We start from the raw sequence: 13,055 nt of genomic DNA on the forward strand, positions 1-13,055 counted from the left end.
CTGCAAAAGTAATGAATATTTCTGCTTCTTTGGCTACCTTTGCACATATGTATAAAATCGTTAAACCTATATTCTTCACGATGGACCCCGAAACAGCACACCACAGGGTGACGGGAGGGTTGCGTACGTTTACTAAAATCTGGGGCGCGAAATCGTTACTAAAATCGCTCTATACGATCGACAATCCTCGTTTGGAGCGTGAAGTGTTTGGATTAAAATTTAAAAATCCGGTGGGGCTTGCTGCGGGGTTTGATAAAAATGCGGAGTATATCGAGGAGATGACAGGTTTGGGCTTTGGTTTTATCGAAATCGGTACGGTAACGCCGCGTCCACAACCGGGAAACGATAAGCCTCGGATGTTCCGCCTGGTGGAAGATGAAGCTTTGATAAACCGGATGGGTTTTAACAATCAAGGCGCTGATGTGGCTGCAGGGCGCTTGAAGCAGTTAAAAAACCGGGAAAATTTAATTATCGGTGGGAATATCGGTAAGAATAAAACGACACCTAACGAGGAAGCAGTCCACGATTATACATATTGTTTTAATACTCTTTTTGAATATGTAGATTATTTTGTAGTCAATGTGAGCTCGCCTAATACACCAGGTCTACGCGATTTGCAGGAAAAGGAGCCTTTAAAGAAAATTTTAAACACACTTCAAGATTTGAATCATGCCAAATATATCCAACGGCCGATTCTACTTAAAATAGCGCCGGATTTAACGGACTCACAATTGGACGATATTGTGGAAATAGTATCGGAAACAAAGATAGCTGGTGTGATTGCCACAAATACCACTATTTCTAGAGAAGGGCTAGTAAGTGATCCTATATTGGTGAAAGAAACGGGGGGCGTGAGTGGAAAACCGCTTACTAAACGCTCCACCGAAGTTATTCGGTATTTAGCGGATCGCAGCAATCGTTCATTCCCTATAATAGGAGTAGGGGGGATACATTCGGCGGAAGACGCTCGTGAGAAACTAGAAGCAGGGGCGAGTTTAGTGCAAGTTTATACAGGATTTATCTATGAAGGTCCGGCTTTGATTAATAAAATTTGTAGGGGCCTGCTGAAATAAATGTGGCATTCAGGGCTTTCAAGTCGCCGACTAATCGGTAATTTAAGTTAATCCCGATCCAAAAACTTACGATCCTCCTCTGATAAATTCGTGTGGGGGGATGGGGCTTGTGTTTCCGGGTTATCATCTATTGCAGTTGTATTATTAATGCTATACTCTTTCGGATGACTCTTTTTTCGACGGAATATAATTCCACCGGTAATAACGCCCAAAATAAAGAATACACCCAAGATTAGCAACTTCGAGGTACGTATCTCGCCGAAAAACCAAAAGCTTGCTTCTTCTTTGTTATTAAAGAGAATAACCAGCACAAATGCCGTGATAATACCAAATATGACGGTTTTGGGTTTCATAACGCTGTTGTTTTCTGCAAACCTAAGTAAATTCAATTTTATATACAATATAATTACGTCACCATATAAAATGAATCTATTCCCTGTCATCTATCAGGGGTACCAAAATTTTTTGTCTAGTACGGAGGGATTACTAAATTTAATATTCAATTAACTTGTATGCGGTATCTTTGAAGACACAAATCGACGAATGACACCAGAGAACCTGCAACACGAAGCGTGGCTGTTAGCTATTCGGGAGCTAGACGACAAAGAAGCCTTCGGTAAACTGTACCGTTGCTTTTGGGATGGACTCTATGCTCATGCCCTGCGCCGCATCCGCGATGCCCAACATGCGGAAGATATAGTGCAGGAGCTTTTTATACAATTCTGGGAGAAACGTAAGCGGTTGGATACGCAGATAAACCTGCCGGGATACCTTTACGGTATACTCAAGCATAAAATCATAGATTTCTTCAATGCCAGCAAGGTGAAACCGCAGTTATTAGACTTTTGGGCGGAAGATCTATATACTTTTGTACAGCAACATCCCGAAGAGCTGGAAACCTATCTCGCTTTGGAACAGCTTTTATCCGAAGAATTAAACAAGATGCCTGCCAGCATGAAACAGGCGATCTTGCTCAAATGGGATAAGTTCAGCATTCGCGACATCGCTAACCGATTAGAACTGTCCGAACAGACGGTGAAGAATAATATTAGTGAAGGCAGCAAACGCTTGAAGCATGCGTTGTTGTCCAGGGGAATAGATGGATATAATGCTACGTTGGTATTCCTCGCCATACAGTCTATCGCTGCTGCCACCTCATAAAAAAGTTACTTCTGCCAATCGGTATTCTGGCATAGACACCACTGATATGAGGTGCTTCATAATATCTTAACAGAATATTAACGATTAATCAAAGTACCTTTTTGCCTTTTTTCCGACGTAGGGTAAAATGAGCAAACTAAAAGCAAAACGCAGACTATTTCAGTTTTTAGCCAATCGCTACCAGCAAAAGAAGGTGGGGGAGCAGGAGAAGCATTTATTCGATGCTTGGTATGATAGTTTAGACCGGCGTATAAATATGGAGGCCGCTGACAACGCGGAGAGACGCAGCCGATCGTGGCAAAAAATACAAGATGCAATTGGAGTAGGAGAAAACTCAGTAGAGACAAAACGAAACCGATTTGTGGTTTTCAGACCTTGGATAGGGAGTGTTGCGGCGCTTTTGTTGGCCACTATTGGGTTTTTCTATTGGAATCTACAGCAGGAAATCGAACAAACACAGGAAAGTGTGTCGATGCCGGCCTACCGTATTTTCACAACAGGCGTAGGCGAACGTAAAGTGGTTAATCTTCCCGACGGATCGGAGGTTACGCTAAACGCACGGACAAGTCTCCGTGTTGACGAAAATGCCTACGGACGATCTACTCGGGAGGTAGAACTCCTCGCCGGAGAAGCCTTTTTCGAAGTAGCGAAGGATAGTAGCCGGGCATTTATCGTGCAAGCCGGCCACTTGCAGACAACCGTTTTAGGAACTTCTTTTAATATACAGACCTACGCAGAGATGCATGAGCAAGTGATTTCGGTGTACACCGGACGGGTGCAGGTGCAGCGCGGCAACAGTAATCTGGGCACGCTCGAAAAGGGACAGCGAATCCGCTTCGAAAAACAATATGCCAATAGTACAACAGAAGAATTTGATACGCAACAGGTTTACAGCTGGACAAGCGGAAAATTGGTGTTGCAGGACGCCGGATTTGCCGAATTGGCACTGGCCGTTAAAAATACCTATGGTGTAACACTTGTTGCCGACAACGATCGTATTGCCCGCCAGCAATACACCCTGCCGATCCGCAAGTCGGTGCCGCTAGATGAGTGTTTGGATGTACTACAGTCCATTCACCATAATAAAATCAGAAAGGAGGGGGATACAGTGGTGCTTTATTAACCTAATATTACAAAAAGGAGCCGGCGACCGCCATCACCAGCTCCTAATCATCGTTTTAACATCGTATCATAAAATCTATAACACAATATTATACATAACAAATTTATGCAAATTAATCTGTACTATTTCCATTTAATTATGCGAATATTCATGCTTAGTGTCATCAGCATCCTCTGTTTGACGGAGATATTGCTTGCCTCGGGAGCGAACGCCCAACTTTTACAGAAGAAAATAACCTTGGAAATACAAGAAGGCAGTATAGCAGAAGCTGTCAAAAACCTGGAATCGAAAAACATCCTCATTGCCTACGATGCAACTAAATATGACTTCGATGGCAAGAGAATCGGTGCCAGGCGGTTTAGCGGCAGACCGTTGCGTGAGGTGCTGACATATGTGTTTAAGGGCATTGACCTCGATTTTCGCGAAACCGGACCTTATATCATTTTGGAAAAGAAAGTGCCGCAAACGCCGGGTCGTATCAGCGGTACAGTCTACGACGAGCGCGGTTTACCGCTGATAGGAGCCAACGTCCGGGTGATCGGGAGTAAATCGGCCCAAACCGGGGTAGACGGTACTTATAATATGGAACTGCCCGCTGGTACCTACGTCGTGGAAATCAGTTATATCTCCTACAAAACGCAGCGCGTACAGGGAGTGAAGGTGGAAGCGGGGCAACGTACAGCATTGGATATCGCGATGCAGATCAGCAACCAACAAATCGAAAATGTGGTCGTGACCAGTACCTTCAAGAAGGCTTCTGTAGCGGGGCTTTACGCCGCCCAGAAAAATGCCGCCAGTGTAACCGATGGTATCTCCGCCGAGCAGATTGCCCGCACGCCGGACATCAATATGGCAGGATCGATTAAGCGGATCAGTGGTGTCACAACTATAGATAACAAGTTTGTTGTGGTCCGTGGTATGACCGACCGCTACAACCAGGCGATGCTCGATGGGGTGAATATTCCGAGTACATCCATGATTAAACGTAATTTCTCTTTTGACGCGATTCCTACCGAGGTGGTGAGCTCTGTCGTGGTCAACAAAACCGCTACCCCGGATATGTCCTCAGAATTCTCGGGGGGGCAGGTGTCGGTCAATACATTGGATATTCCCGAAGAAAACTTTACAACGATACAAGTAGGTACAGGGGGGAATAGCCAGACCACAGGCAAGGACTTCTACCGCTTGGGCGAGAGAAAAGCTAGCGAATTTTTTACCTTTCAAGGAAAAGAAAATAGACTGCCGGATAATATGTTAACATGGTACTGGCATAATGAAGCGATACAGAAAGATCTACCCCCTCCCGGAGATGACGAGCTCGGTAACCTGCCGTTGAATCCCTCAAATCCCAACGGGCCGAGATACAGAGATCTGGATGCTATTGCGCAGAGCCGTCGACTAAATTCCGACGCCTTGTCGCAATATCAACTAAAAGGAATGCCCGATCAAAATTACCGTCTTTCTATGGGGCGCGTATATAACTTGCCTAGGGAGCAACGATTCGGGTTCGTGGCCAGTGCCAATCTGCGGAGCGAACAGAATATTGTGAATTTTAATAATGTCCGCGGACAGGAATTGGGTCTGAACTACTTAGACAGTACCGGTTTTGCTCAGAACGGTGGTGGAATATCCTACCGATTTATGAGCGCTATGGGGGGCGTAGTGAATATAGGGTATCAAAATCCTAAACTTAAGGTAGCGTTAAAGAATATGTACTCCCGTGTGTATAACGATAGCTATAATGAAGCATACCGCCTACCATACAAGGACGTGGGGAGCCAAATGTTTAAAGAAGAATTTCAGGAACCGGAACTGCTAGCACTGCGCCAACACAAACTGGAATTGCAGTATCAACTACCTGCCGATGTACGTCTGCATGTCGACGGGACAATGAACCGTATCGATCAGGAGATCATCGATCAGCGCAAGCTCAAGTACAATCTCACTGCACGAATCGGAGATCAGTACTATTTCCAAACACCGAACATCGGTATGCATTCCAAGTCCGGTGTAGCTGTGGTGGACGACGATTCTCGCATGTGGGCGAATATAGATGAGAAAGCCTATCTGTGGAACGCGGCCCTATCTCGTATGGTAGGCGAAGGCAATCCGGTAAGCGCCCTGATCAAGGTCGGCTACTCCGGCTGGAACCGTCATCGGGAAATGTCGGTTTTCCGTATGCTGCCGTTCAAGAAATCTTTTGATGAGCATAACCAAGGATACGAGATAGAGTTGCCTTACGATGTTGCCCTTGCACCGGAAAATATTGGTGCGGGAGTCCAACAGGCGTATTATTATGCGGACCGGAATGGTGGTGCTATTTTTGATGGCCGCATGACTTCCCATGCGTTGTATGCAATGGCCGACCAGAAGCAGTTTAACGGGAAGCTGCGCTTGGTATACGGTGTGCGGGCAGAATATTTCAACCTGCTCAATCAGCAGGAAGAATATCTTGCTAAACGGTACCCGAATGGTATTCCCGAATATGTGAAGGATGATATCGAGCCTTCAGAAAAAGGTTGGAAGCTATTGCCTTCGATCAATGCGACCTACAACCTTACACCCGAACTGAACCTGCGGGCGTCTTACGCCAAAACGGTGGTGCGCCCCGACCTACGCGAAACTTCCCTGTTTGGTATGTATAGCTATGAACTCAACGGTACCGTCAGTGGGCGTAATCTGAAGTCGACCACTATCGATAATGCTGACCTACGTGTAGAATGGTATCCTTCGCCGGGCGAAATTGTCTCGGTTTCGGGATTTTACAAGTATTTAGATAAACCTATCGAGCTGGTACAAGATGAGAATCCGAACTCTAGTCACGACTACAGATACCAGAATCAGCATTCGGCCAAAAATTATGGCCTGGAAGCCGAAGTACGCAAATCTCTCGGCTTTTTGGCTGAAGGAACCTGGTTGGATAATTTATTTCTGTACGGCAATGGTACCTTGATGAAATCCGAAGTGTCTGCTATGTCTTTTCCGCGCTATGTACTGGAACCGGAGCCAGGCGTTCACTCAGAGCGCCGTCCGCTGCAGGATAGACCCTTGATCGGGCAATCCCCTTGGTTGTTAAATGCTGGTATCGCTTATTGGGGCGATTTGGCAGGGGTAACGGTAAACTACAATGCCGTAGGATATCGTACTAATATTAGTTCTGATCAGCCGTTTAAGGCCGAATATGAAGTTCTACCTCGCCAGCTGGATCTGCAGCTGTATGCTCGTTTTTTCAAAAAGCGGGCGGAACTGAAATTGAACGTTGCTAATCTCCTAAACGAATGGGGTTTCTTTTACCAGAACAGCTTCTCCGATTTTGAGCAGTTGAGACCAGGGGAGAGTGGAAATACATTAGGTTATCGGCTGATTGGGGATTTAAAATACGAACCGAATGATGGCGACCGCAAGGTTTATCGTAAACGTGACGGGCGAAGATTGAATCTTACCTTGACCTACAACTTTTAAAATATTGCTCGAAGCCGGTGACTTAATACTTATTTAATAGAATAGCAACAATTAATCAAAGTACTTTTCCGGGTTTTTGAAGACATATATATAAAGTGTGATGATATAAGTGATGAATGAAAAAATAAAAAAATTTAATTACCGGGCTTGATTCCTGGTTATCCTGAAGAGATGAGAAACGAAAAAACGGTTCCGTGCATTGGTCGAAAGCACAATCCGGAAGTCAACTACAGGAAAACGTTTATCTCGGAGGAAAATCAGAAAACGAAGGAAGTAATTAAAAAGCTATACCGCCTTTCGAGAATTGCCGCGCGAAAAGCAGTATAGCCAAGCTAAAGATAATGGCGGCAAATTTATAAATTATTTAAAACTTACCGAAATGAAAAAAGTTTTAAGTTTGACTGTATGTGCTGTGGCTCTATTCAGCTCATGCAACAAAGACGTAGCAACGCCGGAAGGTGATTTTAATGCTAGCTTGCCGGCTGGTAGACCATTGGTGGAAATCCCTGTGAATTCAAACGGGATCATCACCAAAAGCCGCTTATCGAAAGATACGGTATGGACCATCCCTGGTGTTGCTTTTGTGAATCCAGGTACAACGTTAACGATTGATCCGGGTACGTATTTGACCACTGGCCGAGCTATCGAGTACGATGACGATGCTACTAGTGATACACATAGTATCGCTGGGGTGTTGGTTGTACCTAAAACGGCAAAAATCCATGCGGAGGGAACAGTTGCCGAACCGATCGTATTCACTTCACCGAAAGTTTCCGGTCGCGCAGCTGGTGACTTTGGTGGTATTATTTTGTTAGGGAGGGCAACAACGAACCAGACAAATCCACGCATCGAAGGCATTCCGGCACCTATAGGTGTCGACGTAACGTATGGTGGAACTATTGATAATGACGATTCCGGTATCTTGAAGTATGTCCGTATTGAGTTCGCAGGTTATGAACTTGCGCCCAACAACGAAATCAATGGTTTAACCCTAGGTGGTGTCGGTAGCGGTACAACCCTATCCCATATCCAGGTTTCTTGGGGCCGTGATGATGCGTTCGAGTTCTTCGGAGGTACGGTAAATGCGGATCACTTGGTCGCTTTGTCTACGGATGATGATGATTTTGATTTCGATTTCGGTTACTCCGGAACAATTCAGTATGCTTTGTCGTTAAAAGATCCCAACTCAACCAACAGTACTTCCGGTGGTAGCTCGGATTCCAATGGTATCGAGTCGGATAATGATGGCTCTGGTTCTTCGGCTTCACCAAAAACCAATCCGAAATTGGAGAACTTCACCTTCTTGGGTATCAACAACGCTGGTACAGCTGCTACGAAGTTGAGATTTGGTAACCGTTGGAGAAGAGCTACGGCAATGACCATAACGCGTTCGATTATTGCCGGTTATGGTACCGGTGTGGCTTTCGAAAATATCACCTCGTCTGGAAGCACGTTCAGCAACAATGTTGTCCATGGTTACACAACTGCGATTACCGGTACGCCTACGCCAGTTAATTACACAGGTAATAGTACAAGTACAGCGGCGAATGCGAATAGCTATTTGAGATTGGGTAACGTTCTTGGAACAGTGAATCCTTTCTATTCTACGGGTAGTTCGTTTAACATTGCTAACCTTGTACCAGCTACTACTTCTCCAGCTTACGGGACAGCAAGCACATATAAAGGTGCTTTTGCTCCTGGTGCAACAGCTACAACTGCATGGACAGCTGGTTGGACCGAGTTTCAGCCAAAAACGTATTAATCAATCGCGGCTGAATAATAATTCTTGAAAATACGTTAGTCCTGTCGGTGATGAACCGACAGGCTATTTAAAAATAAAAATTTATTTCTCTTTTTAAAGGAGACAGAATACATTATATGCAAAGAATTTTATACTTATTTATCGCTTTTTATAGCGCAGTAGGTCTACAATCCTGTGAAAAAGGAGAGAAGCTGAACCCTTATGAAGAATTAGTGCTGTTGCAATTTAATGGACTGCCCAATGGTACAACTGTTTTACGGAACGGAGCAAGTGTGCCCGCATCAGCATATCAATCTTATAAAGTTCCCTTCGGGAGAGCTACCTACCGCTTTGAGGATGCAGAAGGCAATATCTTGCTTGAGCAAGAACTGAATGTCGATAACGATAGCAAACCAATAACCGTATTCGACAGCGGTAATGGGTTGCTTTTGGTGACTCCGATTGACGACGTGGAAGTAAATCCAACCAAGCTGAAATTGGATATTGCAAATGTGAGTGATATTACGGATAAGGACAATGTGACTTTAGCAGTATACCGTCTGAATCTTAATCTCGAAGCTGTAACAGAACCAACGATAATAAGAAATGTAACGTCCAATTTTACGGATGAATTCACAGAAGTGGATTTTGGCGATTTATCCGTTTTTGAGAATGGGGAATCTGGGGTTATTTACGTTCTGGACGATAATATGGAGCCTTATCGAAAAGAAGGATTACCCGTGGCCTTTATTTTCTCTCCGACTGTAAGGTATAGCCCAGAGGGCTCGGCAGAACTTGACAAGGTCTACAAGGTCATTTTAAAAGAAGAAGAATATGATATCCCTTTAGAAGGACCTTTTGGGGTATATCCGGAAGGGTTTTATATGTGCACCGCAATCGTGCTGCTAAGTAAATAAACTAGAGATGTCAGATTGCTGTCTAAGTAGTTGACATAGTGTATATATAATGCCTTATGGATAGTAATTTAGCATAATTTCTATGAAAGCCATCACCAAGCGAGAACACGAAACACTACAAGCCAAGCTGATGCAGGTGGCACGCGATGCGGAAAGCCCAGAAACCCGCCACACTGCGGAAGAGGCATTGCTAGCGTTGCAGGAGCAATACCAAGCTTACCATGAGATGATCGAGCAACTCAAGACTTGCATCATGGAGTACCGCGAACTACAAAAAAGTCTACGCTCGGATATTCTGGTTCCCGCGTTGCGGGAAGAGCGTAAAGCAACAAAATATAGTGTTCGAGATTTTCAGTTGATGGTGACAAAATAATATACGATACAACAAAAGCGAACACTTGCGGGATGATGATGGGTCTTTATGTAGGCGGTACCAGTCGGTGCCGCTTTTTGCGCATCCCGTCTACATGTCTATTCTTCAACACGACTGGTGCGTTCTTGTTGGTGAATTATCAATTCTATTTTACTACTTCTTTATAGTTTGTATCTCGATCGGCTGGGCTTGGTAAGGTGCCGACTGAAATAACAATTGGGGTTCTGTTGGCGCGTTTATGCTGGGCTTGATGTCAGACTTTATCTGCGCTTTACGATACCCTAGGTGTACGAGTGCCTCGGCAACCAGCGCGTCATGTTGGTCGCCGAAAGGGTAGAGGGGTAATACGCTGTGTTCCACTTTTTTTTGTTGGGGTTGTAAGCCGTTCGCGTATTCTCCCTGACCTTGGGCATTGTATATCTTGTATATCATGGGGACAATATGCCAACCGGGGACCGTTCCGACCACAGATGCTGGAGTCGTCAGTGTCGTACTTGCCATATCCTTACCGTAGGTGGATCCGCCGATATGGACCACCTCGATATAAGGACGAAGGTTGTTAATGAGCATTTCCGAAGCAGAAGCCGTGTGTCCAGTACCCAAAACGAGTAGTCGTTGGAGTCCCAGTCCTTTTTGGCGTACGTCACTGGCGGAAAAGCTATAGCCATCCGGTTGCCTGGCCAGTGTCTGTGCAAAGGTTTCTTGTAGATCTTGTAGGCGCCCGTTGCCCTTATAATGCACAAACACGTCGCTAGGCTGTATATCGGCTAATGCCAATGCGACAAAGGACGCAAAAGCGACGCTTCCGCCGCTATTATAGCGCAGATCGAGGATTAGTTCTTGTACGCCATTAGCCTGTAATTTCACTATAGCTTTCAGCAGATCGTAGCCGCCAGAGAAGTCAAAATGGCTGAGGAACAGATAACCAACCCTGTTATCCCTATCGGCCATAAACATCTCCGAAGGGTAGATAACGGGCTGGGAAATATAGGCAGCGGGCAGGGTATAGGTCTTGCCATTAGCCAATGTAAGCAAGATACTGGTTTGCTGAGTCGCCTGCTGTAACCAGGAGGATAGCCTGTTTTCCGTAGGTAATTGTCCGTTGACATGCTGCAGCGTGTCTCCGCGTTGCAAGCCAAGTCTATCACCGGCGCTACCAGGTACCACATGGCTGATGAGCGAAACGGTGGCATTCTCTTCCTTAAACTGCATAAAATCGAAGCCAAAGGTGTTTAATAGCGTTGTGCCGTAAGTATCGGTTTTTCCGGATGGCATCATGTTGGAGAAACGATCCTCTTTAACCAATAACGAATGGAAGAAATCCTTCGGTAAATGGTTATAATTGGCAGCTGGCGGAAGTGCAGACGACCAGTAATAATATTGCTCCATCTGGTCGTAGATCCAACCGTTGATAGCTTCTGACGAGCCTGTGGGGAAATCGGGTGCATCTTTTTTGCAGGAAGTGGCTAACAACATGCATATTAAAAGCACAGCATAACGGTTTAATCCACTGACGAACATGGGATATAAGTTCGTTAAAAACTATAAATATACCGTTAAACTTATGTGAAGTTTTTGAGTGATGCTAAAATCTACCCAAAAACTTCACTTTTAAGAGGTAATTAAAACTTAGCACCCAATGTTAACACCACGTTGGTGCGCTGATGTTTGATATCTGCCACAGGGCTCGCGCTGCCCCAAAACTCTTCGTTAATAAGATAAGGACTTACTTTATAATCATTGACTAGGTGTACGACCGCTAAGTCGAGATAAAGCGTGTTTGTAAGCTTCGTTCCCAATCCTAAGCTACCACTGTACTGTGTATTATCAGCGTTTTTGTACGGATTACCGAAATAGTTTATACCTGCACGACCGCTGATGGTATTGGTAATCAGATACTCACCACCGATACGAAGATTTACAGCACCCTTATAAGCTGCTTTGAAATCTTCGTCCCATAGCTCATCCTCGGATGAATTCACGCGTCCGATATCTCTAATTTTTATATTAGCATGGTTAACGTATTCGGCATCTGCCGATATCAACCCGCGACCGAAAAACTTAGACACACCGAGCCCAAATTTCCAAGGGGTAACTAAACGGTAGCTAAAGTCGTCGGTAAATTCGGTTTCGCCGAAATCAAAAGCTTCTCCAGCATCCTCACTATCATAATAATCGACACCGATATAACTTTCCGTATATTGATCAATGGTATACCAAGTAGGAGAAGTAATGGTAGCCCCGATGTTCCAATCTACTGTGGGTTTATACATAGCGCCGATTTTGAAATCGATTCCGGTCCCCTCTGAGCGCTGGTAGTAATCATCCAGCATCTCGTAATTTTTTCCCAAAAAACGATTGTCCTCATGATCTGGATCAACAAAGTTGGAATTGGGATTATTGGCGGTTACGGCAGCCGCATCTTTCGTCCAGCCATATTCAGAAAACTGCGCAGAGTTTTCATGTATAAACGAGGAGAAGCCGATATTACCGCCGATGTAGAAGACGTTGTTATAATTACCGCCAAATGCCAACGATGTCCGGAAACTATTGCCCGTTGTTAGTATATCACTAATCTGGTCTTTGTTCCCTCGTTGATTTGTCATAGGAAAATAGCCCATATCGGCATCGGCAAATCGTTCAATCAGTTTGATGTCGTATAAACTGTTGGCGAGCGCTTGATCCCCAAAATCAGCAATATCGTCTGTATAAGCGCCCACAATAGAATTGTCGGGGTTTATGCCTTCATAACGCACATTGTTCGAAAACCGATTTGTGTTTTCATAGCTTATCCCCACGTTGAAATTTTGCCATCCATAATACCCTTCATTCTTTGGGAAATGGAAAACAACACCCGCTTGGTCTAGACCAAATCTACCTTTGTTCCGGGTAACGCTGTTTCCAAAATAGGTACCCTTGTTGGCCGCGTTATTGTAGTTAAATGTGACCGATATATCGGATTGGCCGAAGAAACCTAAACCGGCGGGGTTACCTGTAATGGAACTGATATCGCCGCCCAATGCCGTGTTAGCGTTTCCTAATCCTCTAAATCGCGCCGAACCACCATTGGTCTCTTGCGAAAAAATTAACCCATTGCCTACAGACTGACCATAACCTGAAAAGCTTATTCCCGAAACTAATAAAGATGTAAAAAGTATGTTTTTTATACGCATAGCTTGTTTTAAATAGGAGAGACGCAAAAACC

The 13,055-nt window shown here is 44.8% G+C and carries 10 protein-coding genes; 7 read left to right on the forward strand and 3 right to left on the reverse strand.

Going from position 1 to position 13,055, the window contains the following annotated elements:
* Positions 1-47: 47 nt before the first annotated feature.
* Entirely contained in the window at positions 48-1,073 is a 1,026-nt protein-coding gene (locus tag C5749_RS02175; RefSeq protein WP_105725126.1) for a quinone-dependent dihydroorotate dehydrogenase, read from the forward strand.
* Between the two features lie 47 nt (positions 1,074-1,120).
* Here the strand turns inward: C5749_RS02175 and C5749_RS02180 are convergent, their stop codons facing one another.
* Positions 1,121-1,426, reverse strand: coding sequence for a hypothetical protein (locus C5749_RS02180; RefSeq protein ID WP_146113660.1), 306 nt, complete (start codon positions 1,424-1,426; stop codon positions 1,121-1,123).
* A gap of 190 nt (positions 1,427-1,616) precedes the next feature.
* On the opposite strand from C5749_RS02180, the gene C5749_RS02185 reads away from it, so the two are divergent.
* The 6 genes from C5749_RS02185 to C5749_RS02210 all read left to right on the forward strand — a co-directional run bounded on the left by C5749_RS02185 (position 1,617) and on the right by C5749_RS02210 (position 9,850).
* Entirely contained in the window at positions 1,617-2,234 is a 618-nt protein-coding gene (locus tag C5749_RS02185; protein ID WP_105722598.1) for an RNA polymerase sigma factor, read from the forward strand.
* A gap of 127 nt (positions 2,235-2,361) precedes the next feature.
* A complete protein-coding gene (locus C5749_RS02190; protein ID WP_105722600.1) occupies positions 2,362-3,357 on the forward strand; it encodes a FecR family protein in 996 nt (331 codons plus the stop codon).
* A 105-nt stretch (positions 3,358-3,462) separates the two neighbouring features.
* On the forward strand, positions 3,463-6,819 hold the full coding sequence (locus C5749_RS02195) for a TonB-dependent receptor (protein WP_105722602.1): 3,357 nt from the start codon (positions 3,463-3,465) through the stop codon (positions 6,817-6,819).
* 379 nt (positions 6,820-7,198) lie between these two features.
* Positions 7,199-8,581, forward strand: coding sequence for a hypothetical protein (locus C5749_RS02200; RefSeq protein WP_105725128.1), 1,383 nt, complete (start codon positions 7,199-7,201; stop codon positions 8,579-8,581).
* A 116-nt stretch (positions 8,582-8,697) separates the two neighbouring features.
* A complete protein-coding gene (locus tag C5749_RS02205) occupies positions 8,698-9,477 on the forward strand; it encodes a hypothetical protein (RefSeq protein ID WP_105722604.1) in 780 nt (259 codons plus the stop codon).
* Positions 9,478-9,559: 82 nt separating this feature from the next.
* Positions 9,560-9,850 (forward strand): hypothetical protein, encoded by a 291-nt coding sequence (locus C5749_RS02210; protein ID WP_105722606.1) that lies wholly within the window; start codon positions 9,560-9,562, stop codon positions 9,848-9,850.
* Between the two features lie 153 nt (positions 9,851-10,003).
* Here C5749_RS02210 and C5749_RS02215 read toward each other — a convergent pair whose 3' ends face one another.
* Entirely contained in the window at positions 10,004-11,341 is a 1,338-nt protein-coding gene (locus tag C5749_RS02215) for a S41 family peptidase (RefSeq protein ID WP_181151256.1), read from the reverse strand.
* A gap of 131 nt (positions 11,342-11,472) precedes the next feature.
* Positions 11,473-13,023 carry an OmpP1/FadL family transporter gene (locus C5749_RS02220; RefSeq protein WP_105722610.1) on the reverse strand — a complete coding sequence of 517 codons (1,551 nt, stop codon included), beginning with the start codon at positions 13,021-13,023 and terminating at the stop codon, positions 11,473-11,475.
* Positions 13,024-13,055: the final 32 nt, after the last annotated feature.

The organism is Sphingobacterium gobiense (assembly GCF_002980575.1).
In the GTDB taxonomy this organism is placed as follows: domain Bacteria; phylum Bacteroidota; class Bacteroidia; order Sphingobacteriales; family Sphingobacteriaceae; genus Sphingobacterium; species Sphingobacterium gobiense.